Source organism: Janibacter sp. DB-40 (genome assembly GCF_029510815.1).
Taxonomy (GTDB): Bacteria; Actinomycetota; Actinomycetes; order Actinomycetales; family Dermatophilaceae; genus Janibacter.
On the sequence record NZ_CP120360.1, the window covers coordinates 562,656 to 580,519 of the forward strand.

The 17,864-nt window shown below is 71.1% G+C and carries 18 protein-coding genes and 4 tRNA genes; 17 read left to right on the top strand and 5 right to left on the bottom strand.

All coding sequences use genetic code 11. The features are described 5' to 3' along the window. The first annotated feature begins 10 nt into the window (after window positions 1–10). The 3 genes from PVE36_RS02720 (at window position 11) to PVE36_RS02730 (ending at window position 6,385) form a co-directional block, all read left to right on the top strand. Window positions 11–3,199 carry a carboxyl transferase domain-containing protein gene (locus tag PVE36_RS02720; protein ID WP_277454420.1) on the top strand — a complete coding sequence of 1,063 codons (3,189 nt, stop codon included), beginning with the start codon at window positions 11–13 and terminating at the stop codon, window positions 3,197–3,199. 14 nt (window positions 3,200–3,213) lie between these two features. Further along, window positions 3,214–4,887, top strand: coding sequence for an AMP-binding protein (locus tag PVE36_RS02725; RefSeq protein WP_277454421.1), 1,674 nt, complete (start codon window positions 3,214–3,216; stop codon window positions 4,885–4,887). 148 nt (window positions 4,888–5,035) lie between these two features. Continuing rightward, window positions 5,036–6,385 carry an MFS transporter gene (locus PVE36_RS02730; RefSeq protein WP_277454422.1) on the top strand — a complete coding sequence of 450 codons (1,350 nt, stop codon included), beginning with the start codon at window positions 5,036–5,038 and terminating at the stop codon, window positions 6,383–6,385. A gap of 58 nt (window positions 6,386–6,443) precedes the next feature. On the opposite strand, the gene PVE36_RS02735 is transcribed toward PVE36_RS02730, so the two are convergent. Next, a complete protein-coding gene (locus PVE36_RS02735) occupies window positions 6,444–6,938 on the bottom strand; it encodes a YajQ family cyclic di-GMP-binding protein (protein WP_277239240.1) in 495 nt (164 codons plus the stop codon). Between the two features lie 69 nt (window positions 6,939–7,007). Here PVE36_RS02735 and PVE36_RS02740 point away from each other — a divergent pair. Further along, window positions 7,008–7,090 (top strand) — tRNA-Tyr (locus PVE36_RS02740). A 77-nt stretch (window positions 7,091–7,167) separates the two neighbouring features. Here the strand turns inward: PVE36_RS02740 and PVE36_RS02745 are convergent. Then, on the bottom strand, window positions 7,168–7,827 hold the full coding sequence (locus PVE36_RS02745; protein WP_277454423.1) for a hypothetical protein: 660 nt from the start codon (window positions 7,825–7,827) through the stop codon (window positions 7,168–7,170). A gap of 141 nt (window positions 7,828–7,968) precedes the next feature. Here PVE36_RS02745 and PVE36_RS02750 point away from each other — a divergent pair, with 141 nt between their 5' ends. The 8 genes from PVE36_RS02750 to PVE36_RS02785 all read left to right on the top strand — a co-directional run bounded on the left by PVE36_RS02750 (window position 7,969) and on the right by PVE36_RS02785 (window position 11,778). Further along, a complete protein-coding gene (locus tag PVE36_RS02750; protein WP_277454424.1) occupies window positions 7,969–8,583 on the top strand; it encodes a DNA-3-methyladenine glycosylase I in 615 nt (204 codons plus the stop codon). Between the two features lies 1 nt (window position 8,584). Further along, entirely contained in the window at window positions 8,585–9,079 is a 495-nt protein-coding gene (locus PVE36_RS02755) for a thioesterase family protein (RefSeq protein ID WP_277454425.1), read from the top strand. A 66-nt stretch (window positions 9,080–9,145) separates the two neighbouring features. Then, window positions 9,146–9,218, top strand: a tRNA-Thr gene (locus PVE36_RS02760). Window positions 9,219–9,256: 38 nt separating this feature from the next. Beyond that, window positions 9,257–9,330: transfer RNA gene (locus PVE36_RS02765), tRNA-Met, on the top strand. A 174-nt stretch (window positions 9,331–9,504) separates the two neighbouring features. After that, window positions 9,505–9,675: a 50S ribosomal protein L33 gene (gene rpmG, locus PVE36_RS02770; RefSeq protein WP_185990562.1), complete on the top strand. Its 171-nt coding sequence runs from the start codon at window positions 9,505–9,507 to the stop codon at window positions 9,673–9,675. A 146-nt stretch (window positions 9,676–9,821) separates the two neighbouring features. Further along, a complete protein-coding gene (locus tag PVE36_RS02775) occupies window positions 9,822–10,268 on the top strand; it encodes a MaoC family dehydratase N-terminal domain-containing protein (protein WP_277454426.1) in 447 nt (148 codons plus the stop codon). A gap of 2 nt (window positions 10,269–10,270) precedes the next feature. Continuing rightward, window positions 10,271–10,705, top strand: a complete 435-nt coding sequence (locus tag PVE36_RS02780; RefSeq protein ID WP_277454427.1) for a MaoC family dehydratase — start codon at window positions 10,271–10,273, stop codon at window positions 10,703–10,705. Further along, a complete protein-coding gene (locus PVE36_RS02785; RefSeq protein WP_277454428.1) occupies window positions 10,705–11,778 on the top strand; it encodes a UDP-N-acetylmuramate dehydrogenase in 1,074 nt (357 codons plus the stop codon). The genes PVE36_RS02780 and PVE36_RS02785 overlap by 1 nt, the downstream gene beginning before the upstream one ends. Window positions 11,779–11,962: 184 nt before the next feature. Here the strand turns inward: PVE36_RS02785 and PVE36_RS02790 are convergent, their stop codons facing one another. From PVE36_RS02790 to PVE36_RS02800, 3 genes are read right to left on the bottom strand one after another with little or no spacing between them, the layout of a single operon-like run. Next, window positions 11,963–13,018 (bottom strand): adenosine deaminase, encoded by a 1,056-nt coding sequence (locus PVE36_RS02790; RefSeq protein ID WP_277455742.1) that lies wholly within the window; start codon window positions 13,016–13,018, stop codon window positions 11,963–11,965. Next, window positions 13,015–13,536 (bottom strand): DUF5709 domain-containing protein, encoded by a 522-nt coding sequence (locus PVE36_RS02795; protein ID WP_277454429.1) that lies wholly within the window; start codon window positions 13,534–13,536, stop codon window positions 13,015–13,017. The genes PVE36_RS02790 and PVE36_RS02795 overlap by 4 nt, the downstream gene beginning before the upstream one ends. A 12-nt stretch (window positions 13,537–13,548) precedes the next feature. Continuing rightward, a complete protein-coding gene (locus PVE36_RS02800; protein ID WP_277454430.1) occupies window positions 13,549–14,844 on the bottom strand; it encodes an aminotransferase in 1,296 nt (431 codons plus the stop codon). Window positions 14,845–15,001: 157 nt separating this feature from the next. Here PVE36_RS02800 and PVE36_RS02805 point away from each other — a divergent pair. The 5 genes from PVE36_RS02805 to rplA all read left to right on the top strand — a co-directional run bounded on the left by PVE36_RS02805 (window position 15,002) and on the right by rplA (window position 17,834). Continuing rightward, window positions 15,002–15,074: transfer RNA gene (locus tag PVE36_RS02805), tRNA-Trp, on the top strand. Window positions 15,075–15,178: 104 nt separating this feature from the next. Then, a complete protein-coding gene (gene secE / locus PVE36_RS02810) occupies window positions 15,179–15,436 on the top strand; it encodes a preprotein translocase subunit SecE (RefSeq protein ID WP_277239255.1) in 258 nt (85 codons plus the stop codon). Window positions 15,437–15,510: 74 nt separating this feature from the next. Continuing rightward, a complete protein-coding gene (nusG, locus tag PVE36_RS02815; protein WP_277454433.1) occupies window positions 15,511–16,416 on the top strand; it encodes a transcription termination/antitermination protein NusG in 906 nt (301 codons plus the stop codon). Between the two features lie 92 nt (window positions 16,417–16,508). Then, on the top strand, window positions 16,509–16,940 hold the full coding sequence (gene rplK / locus PVE36_RS02820) for a 50S ribosomal protein L11 (protein WP_277454435.1): 432 nt from the start codon (window positions 16,509–16,511) through the stop codon (window positions 16,938–16,940). A gap of 153 nt (window positions 16,941–17,093) precedes the next feature. Further along, window positions 17,094–17,834 carry a 50S ribosomal protein L1 gene (rplA, locus tag PVE36_RS02825; RefSeq protein ID WP_277454436.1) on the top strand — a complete coding sequence of 247 codons (741 nt, stop codon included), beginning with the start codon at window positions 17,094–17,096 and terminating at the stop codon, window positions 17,832–17,834. Window positions 17,835–17,864: the final 30 nt, after the last annotated feature.

Consider the following 17,864-nt stretch of genomic DNA (forward strand, 5'->3'; position numbering starts at 1 on the left):
GAGCCACCGCGTGTCCGTCTACGTCGCCAACCGTGGGGAGATCGCCGTCCGGATCGTCCGGGCCGCGCTGGAGGCGGGGCACGAGGTCGTCGTGGCCGTGACCCGGGCGGAGACGGACTCGCTCGCCGCCCGTCTGGCCACGGGGGTCCACGTCCTGCCCGGTGAGGGCGCGGCTGCCTACCTCGATGCGGAGGTGCTCGTCGCGGGGGCCACCGAGCACGGGTGCACGATGCTGCACCCGGGCTACGGGTTCCTCAGCGAGAGCCCGGTGCTGGCCAGGGCGTGTGCCGGGGCCGGGGTGGTCTTCATCGGGCCGGACGCCGCGCTCCTGGAGCTCTTCGGCGACAAGGGCCGGGCGCGCGAGGCCGCGGTCGGGTCCGGGGTGCCGGTCCTGCCGGCCACCCCGGTCGGGGTCACCGAGGCCGAGGCCGCGGAGTTCGCGGCCGCCCAGCGCCCGGCCGGCGTGATGATCAAGGCGGCCGCCGGCGGGGGCGGCCGCGGGATGCGGGCCGTCCCCGCCGGCGCGTCGCTCACGGAGGCCTGGCAGCGGGCCGGGTCCGAGGCCGGGCGCAGCTTCGGGTCCGCAGACCTGTTCGCGGAGCTGTACGTCGAGCGCGCCCGCCACGTCGAGGTCCAGGTCGCGGCCGACGGCGAAGGGGGCGTCGTCCACCTCGGTGAGCGGGACTGCACCCTCCAGCGCCGCTTCCAGAAGGTGGTCGAGGTGGCCCCGGCGCCGGGACTGCCCCAGGAGGTCCGCACGGCCCTCCACGACGCGGCCGTGCGGCTGCTCGCCGGCCGTGGCTACCGCGGGCTCGCGACCGTCGAGTTCCTCGTCGACGCCGACGACCCGGCTCGCTGGTGGTTCATCGAGGTCAACCCGCGCCTGCAGGTCGAGCACCCGGTGACCGAGCTCGTCACGGGGGTCGACCTCGTCCTGACCCAGCTGCGTCTGGCCGCCGGGGCGTCCCTCGACGACCTCGGTCTGCGCACCCCACCGCCTGTGAGCGGGGCGGCGGTCGAGCTGCGGGTGGCCGCCGAGCGGATCGGCGCGAGCGGTGAGGCGCTGCCTTCCCACGGCGTCGTCGGCAGGCTGACCCTGCCCACCGGGCCGGGAGTGCGCGTCGACACCCACCTCGTCGAGGGGACCCGGGTCGACGGTGCCTTCGACTCCCTCGTGGCCAAGCTCGTCACGCACAGCCACGGCGGCGTCACCGGCGCTCTCCACAAGGCGCGCCGTGCCGCGGTCGAGTGCGAGATCGCGGGGGTGGAGACCAACCTGCCCCTGCTGCGCGAGCTGCTCGAGCACGACGACGTCGCGCGGTGGGCGGTGACGACGCAGTGGTTCGGGCAGTCGGGCCTCTCGCGTGCCGCGTCGGCCGGCGACGCCGGCGACGGCGAGGTCGTCGCCGAGATGGCCGGGACGGTCGTCGCGGTGCTCGTCGAGGAGGGCCAGACGGTCGCCGTGGGTGACCCGCTCGTCGTCCTCGAGGCGATGAAGATGGAGCACCTCGTGCCCGCGCCCGCCTCCGGCGTGGTGACGACCGTGCGTGCCCGTCCCGGAGCGAGCACCGCCCCCGACGACCTGCTCGTGCGGCTGCGCCCCTCGGCGGACCAGTCGGGCGGCGCGGACGCCGTCGAGGGTCCCGACCTCGACGCCGAGCGCAGCGACCTCACCCGGCTGCAGCAGCGGCGCGACCGTCGACTGGACGAGGCGCGGCCCGACGCGGTCGCGAAGCGTCACGGGCGCGGGCAGCGGACCGCGCGGGAGAACATCGCCGACCTCGTCGACGACGGCAGCTTCGTCGAGTACGGCGGCCTCGCGGTCGCGGCGCAGCGGGCCCGACGCAGCGAGGAGGACCTCATCGCGAGCACGCCCGCCGACGGGATCGTCACCGGGATCGGCCGGGTGAGCGCAGCGTCGGCCGGGGGCGAGGACCGCTGCGCGGTGCTGGCCTACGACTACACCGTCCTCGCCGGCACGCAGGGCTACCTCAACCACAAGAAGACCGACCGTCTCCTGGAGACCGCCGAGCAGCAGCGCCTGCCCGTCGTCCTCTTCGCCGAGGGAGGTGGCGGACGTCCCGGGGACACCGACACCACCGTCGCGAGCGGGCTGGACGTGCCCACCTTCGCCACGATGGGCCGGCTGAGCGGACTCGTCCCGACGGTCGGCATCGCCGCCGGCCGGTGCTTCGCTGGCAACGCGGCCCTCCTGGGCTGCTGCGACGTCATCATCGCCACCCGCGACTCGACGATCGGGATGGGCGGACCGGCGATGATCGAGGGCGGCGGCCTGGGTGTCTTCGCGCCCGAGGAGGTCGGGCCGATCGAGGTCCAGGGCAGCAACGGCGTCGTCGACGTCGTGGTGGAGGACGAGGCCGAGGCGGTCGCCGTGGCGCGCCAGTACCTGGGCTACTTCCGGGGCCGGCGCGAGGAGTGGACCGCCGCCGACCAGCGGGCACTGCGCCACGTCGTGCCGGAGAACAGGGTGCGTGCCTACGACGTCCACCGGGCGGTCGAGACGCTCGCCGACGAGGGGTCGGTCCTCGAGCTGCGTTCCGGCTTCGCCCCTGGTGTCATCACCGCGCTCGTGCACATCGAGGGACGGCCGATGGGGCTCGTGGCCAACAACCCGCGCCACCTCGGGGGCGCGATCGACACCCCGGCCGCGGACAAGCTCGCCCGCTTCCTCCAGCTGTGCGACGCGCACGGACTGCCGGTCGTGTCCCTGTGCGACACGCCGGGATTCATGGTCGGACCCGACCACGAGCGGACCGCGACGGTGCGCCACTTCGCGCGTCTCTTCGTCATCGGGGCCCACCTGCGGGTGCCCATCGTCACCGTCGTCCTGCGCAAGGCCTACGGCCTGGGCGCCCAGGCGATGGCGGCGGGCAGCTTCCGGCGGCCGGCGGCCACCCTCGCCTGGCCCACGGGCGAGGTCGGGGGGATGGGACTCGAGGGCGCTGTGCGCCTCGGCTTCCGCCGTGAGCTCGACGCGGTCACCGACCCGGTCGAGCGCCGCGCGCTGGAGCAGCGGCTCCTCGACGACCTGTACGAGCGAGGGCGGGCGGTCAACGCCGCCGCCGTCGTCGAGCTCGACGACGTGATCGACCCGGTGGACACCCGGCAGTGGATCCTCACCGCGATGTCGTCGTCGCCGCCCGCGGACGTGCCGTCGCGGTACGTCGACACCTGGTGAGCAAGGAGCGAGCAGTGGAGTACACCCAGCACCTCGAGGAGGTCCGGCGGCGGCAGGAGCGGGTCCGTCCCGCGGACACGCCCCGGGACGTCGTGCACCCCCTCGGGGAGCTCACCGTGCCGGAGTACGTCGACGCCTGGGCGCAGCGCCGGCCGGGACGGGCGGCCGTGGTCCACGACGACGTCGTCATCGACTACCGGGAGCTCGCGGACCGGCAGGCCCGGTGGGCCGGCTGGCTGCGGGCGAAGGGGGTCGCCCCCGGCGAGCGCGTCGGCGTCCACCTGGGCAACGTCCCGGAATTCGTCGTCGCCTTCCTCGGCTCGCTGCGGGCCGGGTGCGTCCACGTGCCGGTCAACCCGATGTTCCGGCACGCCGAGCTCGTCCACGAGCTCGCGGACTCCGGCGCGAGCGTCGTCGTGACGAGCGCGGCGCTGGCGCAGCGGCTCTGCGACACGGCGGCCGAGACCGAGGTGCGCACGGTCGTGGTCCTCGCCGGCGAGCGGGACCCCCTTCCCGTCGTCGAGGGTGTCGAGGTGGTGCGCTGGAGCGACACCCTGGCCGCGGAGCCGCTCCGCGAGCCGGCCCGTGACCTCGACGCGCTCGCCGCCCTCAACTACACGGGCGGGACGACCGGTCTGCCCAAGGGGTGCGAGCACACCCAACGGCACATGGTCTACACGGCGGTGAGTGCCTCGGGGGCCAACGGGCTGGACGGCACCGATGTCGTCTCGCTGTGCTTCATCCCCGTCTTCTGGATCGCCGGGGAGGACCTGGGCATCCTCATCCCGCTCGTCATGGGCGGGACGACGGTGCTGCTCGAGCGGTGGGACGCGGCCACGGTGGTCGATCTCGTCGAGCGCCACCGGGTGACGATGACCGCCGCGACCGTGGAGAGCTATCTCGGCATCCTCGAGGTGCCGGGGGTCGCGGAGCGTGATCTCAGCTCCTTCACCGCGCCCATGGCGATGTCCTTCATCCGCAAGCTCACCCCCGAGATCCGTCGCGCGTGGTCGCAGGTGGTCGGCGCGGGGTCGGTGCTGCGCGAGGGGTCCTACGGGATGACCGAGAGCCACACCGTCGACGTCGTCCCCCACGGCCTCCACGAGGGCGACCACGACCTGCTCAGCGAGCCGGTCTTCTGCGGGTTGCCCGTGCCCGGCACCGACGTGGTCGTCGTCGACCCGGTGACCACGGAGCCGATGGCCTTCGGCGAGGCGGGGGAGATCCTCCTGCGCAGCCCGTCGATCATGACCGGTTACTGGCGCAACCCCGCAGCGACCGCCGAGCAGCTGCGCGACGGGTGGCTGCACACGGGGGACACCGGGTACCTCGACGAGGACGGCTGCCTGCACTACCTGGCCCGGACCAAGGAGATGATCAAGGTCAAGGGCATGAGCGTCTTCCCGGCCGAGGTGGAGACGATGCTCGCCCGCCACCCGGCGCTCGACTCGGTCGCCGTGGTCCCCGCCGACGACGAGATCACCGGGCAACGGCCGGTCGCCTTCGTCAGCCTGCGTGACGGGTCGTCGGTCACCGCTGACGAGCTGGAGGAGTGGGCGCGCGGCCAGATGGCCGGCTACAAGGTCCCGCTCGTCGAGGTGCTCGCGCAGTTCCCGCTCACCGACACCGGCAAGGTCCGCAAGGCGGAGCTGCTCGGACGCGCAGAGGCGCTCGTGACCCGTTCCTGACGCCCGGCCTGCACCCCTCGTGACGGACGGGCCGCGCCACCCGCCGCACGGCGGCGCCGCCCGCGTCTCACCGCCGAACGTGACCCTTGACACGGGGACGCGCCGACCTCAACATGAACCCGAATCAGCATTCAACTAAGGAGACTCCATGACATCACCGACAACGACGTCGGACATGGTGCACGCACGGGCGACGCGGAAGGCCTTCCTGCGTCTGGTGCCCCTGCTGATGGCGGCCTACTTCATGGCCTTCGTCGACCGCACCAACGTCGGGCTGGCGAAGACCTCGCTCGAGGTCGACGCGGGGATCGACGCCGCGGCCTACGGCCTCGGCGCAGGGCTGTTCTTCATCACCTACGCGGCGCTCGAGGTGCCGAGCAACCTGCTGCTGCACCGGATCGGGGCGAAGGTCTGGATCAGCCGCATCGCCGTGACCTGGGGCCTGATCACCATGGCGATGATGTTCATCTCCAGCCCGGCGGTCTTCTACGTGCTCCGGCTCCTGCTCGGTGCCGCCGAGGCCGGTCTGTACCCGGGGATCATGTACCTCATCACCACGTGGTTCGCGCAGAAGGACCGGGCCACGGTCGTCGGCCTGATCCTCACCGCGTCCTCGGTGGCCTTCATCGTCGCCAACCCGATCGGCGGCGCGCTGATGAAGATGGACGGCATCGGTGGTCTCCACGGCTGGCAGTGGCTCTTCGTCCTCGAGGGCATCCCCACGGTCCTGCTCGGTGTGCTGATCTTCTTCCTCCTGCCGAACTCGCCGCAGACGGCGCCGTGGCTCGACGCCGAGGAGGCGGCCGAGCTGACCCGGCGGGCCGTGGGTGAGGAGGCCCACGTCGAGGCCCGCCCCGGGGCGATCGTGCGCAACGCGATGGCCAAGCCCTTCCTGCTCACCATCGCCGCGATCTACTTCATGAACCAGATCGCGACCTACGGCGTGATCTTCTTCGTGCCATCGATCGTCGAGGCGATGGACGTGACCGACAGCTTCATGATCGGGCTGATCTCGGGCGTGGTCGGGATCGGTGCCGTCATCGGCGTCATCGTCGTCCCACGGGTGCTCAAGAAGGACCCGGGCAGCGAGGTGCGGCTCATCGGCATCACCACGGCAGCGGCCATCGTGAGCGCCGTGGCCTTCATCGTCGTGACCGACCCCGTGGCGCAGATGATCATCCTCAGCCTGACGATGCTCTTCATCGTCGGAGTCCAGCCGCTGTACTGGTCGGTCCTCATGGCCCGGCTCGGTGGGGTCGCGGCGGCCGCCGGCCTGGCCTTCGTCAACACGATCGGTCTCACGGGCGCATTCGTCGGGCCCTACGCATTCGGCCTGTCGGAGAAGGCGACCGGATCGCCCTCCTCGGGACTGTGGGTGCTCGTCGCGGCGACCGCGCTCGGCCTGCTGCTCGTACCGGTGCTGCGGCGGCGGCTGGCCACTCACGACCGGGAGCACGCGCTGCGCCCGGTCGAGGAGAGCGTGCCCAGCCCCACCTGAGCCACCCATGACGAAGGGGGGTCCCCACCGCCGGTGGGGACCCCCCTTCGTCCTGTCGTCAGCGGTAGTTGGTGAACTGCAGCGCCACCTCGAGGTCCTTTCCCTTGAGCAGGGAGATGACCTCTTGCAGGTCGTCGCGCGACTTGCCGGTCACGCGCAGCTCGTCGCCCTGGATCTGCGGCTTGATGCCCTTGGGTCCCTCGTCGCGGATGATCTTGGAGATCTTCTTCGCGTTGTCCTGGTCGATGCCCTCCTTGGTCGGCCCCGCGAGGACGTACTCCTTGCCGGAGGCCTGCGGCTCCTTGTCGCCGAAGTCGATGTTCTTCAGCGAGACGCCGCGCCGGACCAGCTTGGACTCGAAGACGTCGAGCACGGCGAGGACGCGGTCGGCGCTGTTGGCCTTGATGACGACGTTCTCCCCGCTCCACTCGATCGAGGCGCCGACCCCCTTGAAGTCGTAGCGCTGGGAGACCTCCTTGGCGGTCTGGTTGAGCGCGTTGTCGACCTCCTGCCGGTCGACCTTGCTGACGATGTCGAAGCTGCTGCTGGCCATGTCCTGGGATTCCTCTCGGGTCGGATTGTTCCGTGACCGGGTTGGCTTGCTATCGTTCCATGCGCACACGGCAGGTTGTCCGAGTGGCCAATGGAAACGGACTGTAAATCCGTCGGGTTATCCCTACGCAGGTTCGAATCCTGCACCTGCCACCCAGTGCACGAAGGCCCCCGGGAGGACTCCCGGGGGCCTTCGTCATGTCCGGGCCGCTGCGGCGCGGGGCGCTGCGTCAGTTGGCGATGCCTCCGCACAGCACGGGCATGGTCGCCTCGAAGGGGATGCCGGAGCCGGGCGCGAGGGGGGCCTCGCCGGCGCCGTCGAGGTCATAGGTGCCGCTGCCGTTGACGTCGACGCCGTGGACGACGGCCTGGACCGTGTCGGCGTTGGCCAGCGCGGAGTCGTTGCGGAAGGTCCGGCTGTACTCCAGGTGGCCGTCGTCGTCCGCGACGGCGAAGCGATCCAGCGCCAGGGCGCTGGCGGCGGTGGTGTCGCCCGACGTCGTCAGCGACGCGAGGATCCCGCCGTAGAAGGGGGCGCCCTCCGGCACGGAGACGAAGCCGTCGGCGTCGGCGTCGGCCTCCGGGCCCGGGCAGGCCATGTCGGTGGCCGGGCCGTCGACGCCGTGCAGGTGCATGGCGTGGGGGAGGCCGGGGGACAGCCCGTCGGCGGTGATCTGGACCCGCACCTTGCCGTTGGGCAAGGAGGTGATCCGGGTGGACCCCTCCGCCGCGGCGCCGGGCACGTCCGAGGACTGGACGGCGGACAGGTCGTAGGCATAGGTGCCGACCTTGTCGGAGGGATTGGTGTCGTGCGCGGCGACGGCTGCGCCCGAGGCGGCGAAGGTCGAGGCGGCGACCACGACGGCCACACTCAAGGGACGGAACTTCATGGCGGACTCCTTTGTCGCTGGCCCGGGGCTCGGACCGCTACCCCCAGTTCGTCGCGGACGGACCGTGCGGATTGGCCCACCGGCGGGCAGGCGTCCCGGGTCGACCGGGCGAGGGTCGGGGTCGTCGGGCACGATGCGGGCATGGACGTCATCGTGGGAGAGGACGGGCTGGCCCGGCCCGCCTGGGCGAGCTCGGACCCGCTGCTGCAGGAGTACTACGACACCGAGTGGGGCATGCCCGTGCGCGACGAGCGCGGGCTCTTCGAGCGGCTGAGCCTCGAGGCCTTCCAGTCCGGGCTGTCGTGGGCGACGATCCTGCGCAAGCGGGAGAACTTCCGCGCCGCCTTCGCCGGCTTCGACCCGGACACCGTGGCCGCCTTCGACGAGGACGACCGGGCGCGACTGCTGCAGGACGCGGGGATCATCCGCAACCGGGCCAAGATCGAGGCGACGATCCGCAATGCCGCGGCGACGGTCTCCCTTCGCGGCGAAGGGGGCCTGCCGCACCTGATCTGGTCGTACCGGCCGCAGCGGACCCCGGTGCCGCGGACGATGGCGGAGGTCCCCACGACCTCGGACGAGTCGCGGGCGATGGCCAGGGAGCTCAAGCGTCGCGGCTTCTCCTTCGTCGGTCCCACGACGGCCTTCGCGCTCATGGAGGCCGTCGGCATCGTCGACACCCATCTGGTCGACAGCCACCGTCGTGGGGCCTCGGGTCTGTGGCGGCCCGACGGGGGCGCAGTGCAGGATGGCTGACATGAGCGAGACCTTCCGACGTGAGTCCTACCCGCACTGGGTCGCGGTGCCCACGAGGTGGAGCGACAACGACCAGTTCGGCCACGTCAACAACGCCGTCCACTACTCCGTGATGGACACGACGATCAACAACTGGCTCAAGGCGCACGACTTCGACGTCGCGGAGGGCGGCGACACGATCAACCTCATCCCCGAGACCGGCTGCCGCTACCTGGCCGAGATGTCCTACCCGGACGTCTTCGAGGCCGGGCTGCGGGCGCTGTCGGTCGGGCGCTCGAGCGTGCGCTGGGAGTGCGCCCTGGTGCGGCAGAGCGACGGTGCGCTGGTGGCGCTGGCCACCTCGGCCCACGTCTTCGTCGACGCGACCACCCGGCGCCCCACGGCGATCCCGACGGCCCTGCGGCGGCACCTGGAGGCGCTCGTCACCGGGACCCCCGAGCAGGAGATCCCGCAGGGGAGCGGGCGGAGCGCGACGGCCGGGCCCCCGATTTCATGAGTTGAGGGTGGGCCGTGTAATCTCTCCCGAGGTCATCCACCGCGGCACCGAGCCGGCGGTGGACCCGCCCCCTTAGCTCAGTCGGCAGAGCGTTTCCATGGTAAGGAAAAGGTCGTCGGTTCGATTCCGACAGGGGGCTCGGGTCCGGTTCGTGCAGTTGCACGGGTCGACCGCCATGGCGGGGTAGCTCAGCTGGTTAGAGCGCACGACTCATAATCGTGAGGTCGGGGGATCGAGTCCCCCTCCCGCTACGCAATCCCACGGTGCGCCTCGATCATTCGATTTCTGGTCCGGGCGCATCGTGGATTACTCTTGTGCGTCGATGTGTTGTGTCCGCTGACGTGGGCATGCACCACGTACCTCCCGCCCAGCGCAGACCGGCGCTGGCGAGTACCACCGATGAAGTGTGAGAGCAGGTTCCTACCGTGGCCACGAAGAGCGCCGACGTCCGCCCGAAGATCACCCTGGCGTGCACGGAGTGCAAGGAGCGGAACTACATCACCAAGAAGAACCGCCGCAACAACCCCGACCGGTTGGAGCTGGCGAAGTTCTGCTCGCGCTGCCGCACCCACACGCCGCACCGCGAGACCCGCTGAGGTCCTGACACCCCGCACCACCACGTCGCGGCCGTCGAGCACACGCTCGGCGGCCGCTTCCGTGTCGGTGCGCGGGTCCTGTCCGGGCAGGCCACCCTTCCGGACTCCCGCGTCACACCCCCACGACGGCACCTAGACTGACCGGCATGGCCGTGAACGAGGACTTCCAGGGGCGCAGCTATCCGCCCACTCCACCCTTCGCCGTGGGCCGCGAGCACATCCGCGACTTCGCCGAGGCCGTGGGCGCGACCGACCCGGTCCACCACGACCTCGAGGCGGCCCGGGAGGCCGGGTACGCGGACCTCGTGGCGCCGCCGACCTTCGCGGTCATCCCAGCGCAGCGCACCGACCGGCAGTTCGTCGCCGACCCCGAGGCCGGCGTCGACTACACCCGCGTCGTGCACGGTGAGCAGCGCTTCACCCACCACCGTCCGATCGTCGCCGGTGACGAGCTGCGCGGCATCCTGCACATCGACTCCATCCGCGCCGCCGGCGGCCACCAGATGGTGACCATGCGCAGCGAGATCGTCGACGCCGACGAGCAGCCGGTCTCGACGAGCCTGTCGACGATCGTCATCAGGGGAGGGGAGTGACCATGACGACACACACCGTGCGCCGCTTCGACGAGGTCACCGAGGGCGAGAGCCTGCCCAGCCGCACCATCCCGGTGACCCGGGCCCACCTGATCCACTACGCCGGCGCCTCCGGCGACCGCAACGTCATCCACTGGGACGAGCGCACCGCGCAGGCCGTCGGCCTGCCCGACGTCATCGCCCACGGCATGTGGACGATGGGGGCGGCCGTCCAGCTCGTCACCGACTGGGTCGGCGACGCGGGCCGGGTGCTCGACTACGGCACCCGCTTCACCAAGCCCGTCGTCGTCCCCCACGACGGCGGGGCGAGCCTCGAGGTCACCGGCACCGTGAAGTCCCTCGACGCCGACACCAAGCAGGCCGTCGTGGAGCTGGCCGTGACCAGCTCGGGCGAGAAGGTCCTCGGCCGCTGCCGGGCGACCGTCCAGCTCGACTGATGGCCACGAGCGAGCCCGGCGCCCCGCTGGCGCCGCTGACGACCATGCGCGTGGGTGGCCCGGCCGCCCACCTGGTCACCGCGAAGACCGCCGAGGAGGTCGTCGAGGCGGTGCGGTCGACGGACGAGGCGGGGACCCCCCTTCTGCTCGTCTCGGGCGGGTCCAACCTCGTCATCGCGGACGGGGGCTTCGACGGCACCGTCGTGCGCATCGCGACGAATGGGGTCCGCGCGGCCCCCGCCGACGACGGCACCGTCGAGGTGACCGTCGCCGCCGGTGAGGTCTGGGACGAGGTCGTCGCCCGGGCCGTCGCCGAGGGCTGGTCCGGCATCGAGGCGCTCTCGGGGATCCCCGGCCTGACCGGCGCCACCCCGGTGCAGAACGTCGGCGCCTACGGCCAGGAGGTCGCGCAGACGATCTCCCGCGTCGTCACGTGGGACCGCGAGGAGATGCGCGAGCGCACCTTCACCGGCGCCGAGTGCGGCTTCACCTACCGCAACTCGATCTTCAAGCAGACCGGCCGCTACGTCGTGCTCGAGGTGACCTTCCGGCTCGCCCTCGGTGACCTGTCCGCGCCGATCGCGTACGCCGACCTGGCCGCCCACCTCGGCGTGGAGCAGGGCGAGCGGGTACCGCTGGCCGACGCCCGCGAGGCGGTCCTCGCCCAGCGCCGCAAGCGCGGCATGGTCCTCGACGCCGCCGACCACGACACGTGGAGCTGTGGCTCGTTCTTCACCAACCCGATCCTGCCGACCGAGGAGATGGACGCGCTCCTGGCGCGTGCCGCCGAGCGGCTCGGGCCCGACGGTCCGGTGCCGCCGACCTTCGCCGCGGGCGAGGGACGGAGCAAGACCAGTGCCGCCTGGTTGATCGACAAGGCGGGCTTCGCCAAGGGCTACGCGATGCCCGGCCCGGCCGCGCTGTCGACGAAGCACACCCTTGCGGTCACCAACCGCGGGGACGCCACCGCCGCGGACATCGCCGCGCTGGCCCGCGAGGTGCGCGACGGCGTGCGGGATGCCTTCGGGGTCACCCTCGTCAACGAGCCCGTCTTTGTCGGCCACTCGCTCTGAGCCTGCCACTTCGCAACTGCTTAGGCTCCTGCGAGTGGGGGCGCCGCTACTCCGCAACTGCTTAGGCTCCTGCAAGTGGGGGCGCCGCTACTCCGCAACTGCTTAGGCTCCTGCAAGTGGGGGCCCCGCTACTTCGCAGCTGCTTAGGCTCCTGCAAGTGGGGGCGCCGCTACTCCGCAACTGCTTAGGCTCCTGCGAGTGGGGGCGCCGCCAGCCACGCGTCGATGTCGGCCATCGCCGTGGCCACCAGCTCGGCCGGGGCCGCGCTGGCGCGGAAGGAGCTGCGGGCCAGCTCCGCGATCCGGGCGTCGTCGAGGCCGTGGACCGCGCGGGCGGTCTCGTACTGGTCGAGCAGGCGGGAGTCGAAGAGCAGCGGGTCGTCGGCGCCGAGGGCGATCGTCGCGCCGGCGTCGATGAGCGTGCGCAGCGGCACCTCCGCCAGGTCGTCGTAGACGCCCAGCGAGACGTTGGAGCCGGGGCAGACCTCCAGGGCCACACCCGCCTCGACGACGGCTGCCAGCACCCGCGGGTCCTCCACGCTGCGCACACCGTGCCCGAGACGGTGGGGACGCAGTGCCTCGAGGGTCTCGGCGACCGCGTCGGCCCCGAGCAGCTCCCCGCCGTGGGGCACGAGCAGCAGCCCGGCGTCCTCCGCGATGCGGAAGGCCTTCGCGAAGTCGGTCGTGTCCCCCCTTCGCTCGTCGTTGGACAGCCCGAAGCCGAGCACGCCCCCGGGACCGGCCATCCTCTTGGCCAGGCGCGCGATGGTGCGGGCCTCGAGTTGGTGCCGGGTACGGCTGGCCGCCATGAGGACCCCGACGCGGGCCGAGCCGGTCGCCCCGGCGGTCGCGTTCACCGACGCGACCTCGTCGAGGACGATCTCCATCGCGGGGGTGATGCCGCCGACGAAGGGGGCGTAGGAGGTCGGGTCGACCTGGATCTCCAGCCAGCGGGAGCCCTCGGCCCCGTCGTCGAGGGCGGCCTCGCGCACCACCCTGCGCATGGCCTCCTCGCCGCGCACGACGTGCCTGGCCGAGTCGTAGAGGCGCTGGAAGCGGAACCACCCGCGCTCGTCCGCCGCGGACAGCTGGGGAGGGTAGCCCTCGTAGAGCACGTGCGGCAGGCGCACCTCCTGCTGCGCGGCGAGGTCGCGGACCGACTCGACGCGCATCGAGCCGGTGAAGTGGAGGTGCAGGTGGGCCTTGGGCAGCGCCCGCAGATCCCGACCCGTGGTGCTCAGCTGCGGTCCCCGGGGTCCGTCGAGTCGCCGTCGATGACGTGGACCGCGGCCTCCTCGGCAGAGGCCGCGCCGCCGTCGACCCCGGCGTCGGTGGCCCAGGACTGGGACTCGTCGTCGTCGCCCCCGCCCTGGTCCGGCCCCACGAGGCGTCCGGCGCGCTGATCCCCGATCTGGGCGTCGCCGAGCCAGTCGTCGTCGGCGTCGATCGAGTCCCGGTCGTCCCCGCCCGACCGCTCGCGGTCGAGCCCGGACTCGTTGTCCGGGGCGCCGTAGGCCGAGTGCGGGTCGGGGACCTCCTGCTTGATGCGCTCGTCGATCGTCTCCTCGTCGCCCTGCTCCCCGGCGGTCACGCCGTGGGCGTACGAACCCCGAGCGGAGTCCGGGGGTGAGTACCCGGAGTCGAGCGCGTCCTCGCCCGGCTCACCCGAGCCGGTGAGGGTGTCCTCCGGCTGGAGCTGGTCCTCGTCGTCGAGGCTGTAGCTCGTGAGGTCGGTGTCGAGGTTCTCGGGCTCGGGCATGAGGAACTCCTTCTAGTCGCGTGCGGTGAGCTTCTCCGTCGCCGCGAGGAGCACGCAGGTGGCGACGGTCTCCATCGCCTCGGTCAGCTCCTCCATCGGCGGCATCGTCGGGGCCAGTCGGATGTTGGTGTCGTCAGGATCCTCACCGTAGGGGAAGGATGCGCCCGCCGGCGTGAGCGAGAGCCCGGCCTCCTTGGCCAGCTCCACGACCCGCGAGGCGGTGCCGGGCAGGACGTCGAGGTTGACGAAGTAACCGCCGGCGGGGGTGTTCCACGTGGCCACCCCGCGACCATCCAGGCGCTCGGAGAGCACCCGGTCGACCTCGGCGAACTTCGGCGCGAGGATCTCTCGGTGCTTGGCCATGTGCGCCCGCACGCCGTCGGCGTCGCCGAAGAACTCGACGTGCCGCAGCTGGTTGACCTTGTCCGGGCCGATGGACCCCTTGCCGAGGTGCGCGAGGTACCACTTCACCTGCTCGACCGAGGAGGCGAGGAAGGCCACGCCCGCGCCGGCCCAGGTGACCTTGGAGGTGGAGGCGAACAGCACCGCGCGGTGCGGGTTGCCGGCGGAGGAGGCCAGCGACAGCACGTCGGCGCTCTTGGTCTCGTCCTCGGTGAGGTGGTGGATCGCGTAGGCGTTGTCCCAGAGGATCTTGAAGTCGGGGGCGGCCGTCTCCATGGCGACCAGGCGACTGGCGACCTCCTGGGTGCACGTCGCGCCGGTGGGGTTGGCGTAGGTGGGCACGATCCACATGCCCTTGACCGAGGGGTCGGAGGCGGCGATCCGGGCGACCTCGTCGACGTCCGGGCCGTCCTGGGTCATCGGGACGGTGACCATCTCGATGCCGAGGTCCTCGAGCAGCGCGAAGTGGCGGTCATAGCCGGGCACCGGGCAGATGAAGGTGATCTTCTCCTCCTGCGACCACGGGCGCGGGGAGTCGATCGCACCGAAGAGGAGCAGGTCGACCAGGACGTCGCGCATCATCGTCAGGGAGGAGTTGCCGCCGGCGATGAGCTGGTCGACGTCGACATCGAGCAGCTCGGCGAAGATCTCGCGCAGCTCGACGAGGCCGCTCAGCCCCCCGTAGTTGCGCACGTCGGTGCCGGCGCGGTCCTTCGTCGACCGGGGGAGCGAGAGCATGTCGTCGGCGAGGTCCAGCTGCGCCGCGCTCGGCTTGCCACGGGTCACGTCCAGCGTCACCCCCTTCGCTGCCTGGGCGGCGTGGGCCTCACGCAGGCTCCCGGCGAGGGCGTCGAGCTCCTCGGCGGACAGGTCGGGCAGGGGGCGCTCAGCATTCGCGGAAGTCACGCCGACAGTCTTCCACTTCCGCCGAGTTCGCGGTGCGGGTGTTCGGTGACGTACAGTTGTTCCTCGGTTGACTTCGGTCAGACTATCCGTCGTGCCCGCACGTGGTGACGTCGACCCGAAGGCTCCGCGGACCGCCGCCCCAACCGTGGCGGTCCGAAGGGCAGTGGCTCAATTGGTAGAGCACCGGTCTCCAAAACCGGCGGTTGGGGGTTCGAGTCCCTCCTGCCCTGCGTTGCACGACTCGCAACACCCGCAGGTGTGCATCACCACGGTGGGCGCCGCGCGACATGTCTGCGTGCGGAGCACGACGGAACCCGGACGAGAAGAGATTGACGTGAGCCAGCTCGGAGCGCAGCCGACCAACGCGCGGCGCGGCCAGAAGGGCGGCAACCCGGTTTCACGGTTCTTCGGCTCGATCGGACTCTTCGTCGCCCAGGTCCTCGACGAGCTGCGCAAGGTCGTCCGGCCGACGCGCTCGGAGCTGGTCAACTACACGTTGGTGCTCATCGTCTTCGTGGTGGTGATGATGGCCTACATCTCGGGCCTGGATGCGGTGTTCACCCGGGCCGTGCTCTGGGTCTTCGGCGGCTGAGGCCGCCGGTACACGCCGTACTACCGGGCGCCCCCGAGCGCCGTCGTTCGAAGTCGAAGTGAGGAAAACAGGTCATGTCCGACCCAGCTCAGACCCCCGATCCCCAGGAGACCGAGGGCTCGAGCGCGATCGCTGCCGAGCAGGCCGAGCGAGCCGCTCAGCCCCCGGCTGACCTGCCCACCGCGCAGGAGGCGGACGACGCCCGCGCCGCCGAGGAGTCCCTCGAGGAGGCCTCCGAGCCGGCCGGCGCCGACGACGTTTCTGAGACCGACGCGACCGGGTCCGACGACTCGGAGGTCGACGAGCCCGAGACCGCCGCGCCGGTATCCGAGGACGAGGACGGCGACCTGCTTCCCGAGGACACCGAGGACCCCGTCCAGGCCTTCAAGGACGACCTCGCCGAGCGGTGGGGTGACTGGTACGTCATCCACACGTACGCGGGCTACGAGAACCGCGTGAAGCACAACCTCGAGACGCGCATCGCGAACCTCGACATGGAGGACTACATCTTCGAGGTCGCCGTGACCATCGACGAGGTCACCGAGATCAAGAACGGCCAGAAGAAGACGCGCAAGCAGCCGCGCATGCCCGGCTACTGCCTCGTGCGCATGGACCTCACCGACGAGTCGTGGGGCGCCGTCCGGCACACGCCCGGCGTCACCGGCTTCGTCGGCAACGCCCACAACCCGGTGCCGCTGGGCCTCGACGAGGTCTTCACCATGCTCAAGCCCGCCGACCTCGACAAGCCTGCCGCCGCGGCCGCCTCCGCCCCGGCCAAGGGCGGCCAGTCGGCCTCGGCTCCCATCGACGTCGACTTCGAGGTCGGCGAGTCCGTCACCGTCATGGAGGGTCCCTTCGAGACCATGCCGGCGACGATCTCCGAGATCCTTCCCGAGGCCCAGAAGCTGAAGGTCCTCGTCTCCATCTTCGGCCGGGAGACCCCGGTCGAGCTCGGCTTCAACCAGGTGGCCAAGCTCTGATCCCCGGGGGACACCCCCGGACGGTCAGGAATCCATTGCAACCGGGTCATCGCCCATGGCGTGGGCCCACCCGACGAAAGTAGGAACACCGCATGCCTCCCAAGAAGAAGGTCTCCGGCTACATCAAGCTCCAGATCCAGGCGGGCGCGGCCACGCCGGCCCCGCCGGTCGGTCCGGCGCTGGGTCAGCACGGCGTCAACATCATGGAGTTCGTCAAGGCGTACAACGACGCCACGGCGGACATGCGCGGCAACGTCATCCCGGTCGAGATCACGGTCTACGAGGACCGGTCCTTCTCCTTCATCACGAAGACCCCGCCGGCCGCCGAGCTGATCAAGAAGGCCGCGGGCGTCAAGAAGGCCTCCGGCGAGCCGCACAAGACCAAGGTCGGCAAGCTCACCAAGGACCAGGTCCGCGAGATCGCCGAGACCAAGATGCCCGACCTCAACGCCCACGACATGGACGCCGCGATGAAGACCATCGCGGGGACTGCTCGTCAGATGGGTATTGAGACGGAGCTCTGACGACGGCGGTGAGAATCCGAGCGAGCGCCAGCGAGTGAGGCTCGGAACGCCGAGGAAGAGCGACCAACAGACCGAGGTCTGAGCACCACAGATCACCCCGTGGGAGGGCCCGCGCTGGCCCCGACCACACCTCCATCACCACCAAGGAGCACCATGAAGCGCAGCAAGGCGTACCGCGCCGCAGCAGAGAAGATCAACGACGACGCCGTCTACGCTCCCCTCGAGGCCGTCCGCCTCGCCAAGGAGACCGCACGCACCTCGTACGACGAGACCGTCGAGGTCGTCTTCCGTCTCGGCATCGACCCCCGCAAGGCCGACCAGATGGTCCGCGGCACGGTCAACCTCCCCCACGGCACGGGCAAGACCGCTCGCGTCCTCGTCTTCGCCACCGGCGACAAGGCCGAGGCCGCTCGTGAGGCCGGAGCCGACCACGTCGGTTCCGACGACATGCTCGAGAAGATCCAGGGCGGATGGATGGACTTCGACGCCGTCGTCGCCACCCCGGACCTCATGGGCAAGGTCGGTCGTCTCGGCAAGGTCCTGGGCCCCCGTGGCCTGATGCCGAACCCGAAGACCGGCACCGTCACGATGGACACGGCCAAGGCCGTCTCCGACATCAAGGGCGGCAAGATCGAGTTCCGCAACGACAAGCACGCCAACCTGCACTTCATCATCGGCAAGGCGAGCTTCGACGAGAAGGCGCTGGTGGAGAACTACCAGACCGCGTTCGAGGAGATCCTGCGGCTCAAGCCCTCGGCCGCCAAGGGCCGCTACATCGCCAAGGCGACCCTGAGCACGACGATGGGCCCGGGCATCCTGCTCGACGCCTCGCGCACCAAGGACCTCCTCGAGGAGTCCGCGCCGGTGATCCTGGAGTCGGCTGCCGCCGAGTGAGCCAGCACCACCCCTGACGAAGGGGGCGCC

Bases quoted from the DNA above. Each gene is read 5' to 3' on its own strand.
- PVE36_RS02745 (WP_277454423.1), bottom strand. From the start codon at position 7,827: ATGAAGTTCCGTCCCTTGAGTGTGGCCGTCGTGGTCGCCGCCTCGACC.
- PVE36_RS02795 (WP_277454429.1), bottom strand. From the start codon at position 13,536: ATGCCCGAGCCCGAGAACCTCGACACCGACCTCACGAGCTACAGCCTC.
- rplA (WP_277454436.1), top strand. From the start codon at position 17,094: ATGAAGCGCAGCAAGGCGTACCGCGCCGCAGCAGAGAAGATCAACGAC.
- nusG (WP_277454433.1), top strand. From the start codon at position 15,511: ATGTCCGACCCAGCTCAGACCCCCGATCCCCAGGAGACCGAGGGCTCG.
- rplK (WP_277454435.1), top strand. From the start codon at position 16,509: ATGCCTCCCAAGAAGAAGGTCTCCGGCTACATCAAGCTCCAGATCCAG.
- PVE36_RS02755 (WP_277454425.1), top strand. From the start codon at position 8,585: ATGAGCGAGACCTTCCGACGTGAGTCCTACCCGCACTGGGTCGCGGTG.
- PVE36_RS02775 (WP_277454426.1), top strand. From the start codon at position 9,822: ATGGCCGTGAACGAGGACTTCCAGGGGCGCAGCTATCCGCCCACTCCA.
- PVE36_RS02785 (WP_277454428.1), top strand. From the start codon at position 10,705: ATGGCCACGAGCGAGCCCGGCGCCCCGCTGGCGCCGCTGACGACCATG.
- PVE36_RS02780 (WP_277454427.1), top strand. From the start codon at position 10,271: ATGACGACACACACCGTGCGCCGCTTCGACGAGGTCACCGAGGGCGAG.
- PVE36_RS02735 (WP_277239240.1), bottom strand. From the start codon at position 6,938: ATGGCCAGCAGCAGCTTCGACATCGTCAGCAAGGTCGACCGGCAGGAG.
- PVE36_RS02750 (WP_277454424.1), top strand. From the start codon at position 7,969: ATGGACGTCATCGTGGGAGAGGACGGGCTGGCCCGGCCCGCCTGGGCG.
- PVE36_RS02730 (WP_277454422.1), top strand. From the start codon at position 5,036: ATGACATCACCGACAACGACGTCGGACATGGTGCACGCACGGGCGACG.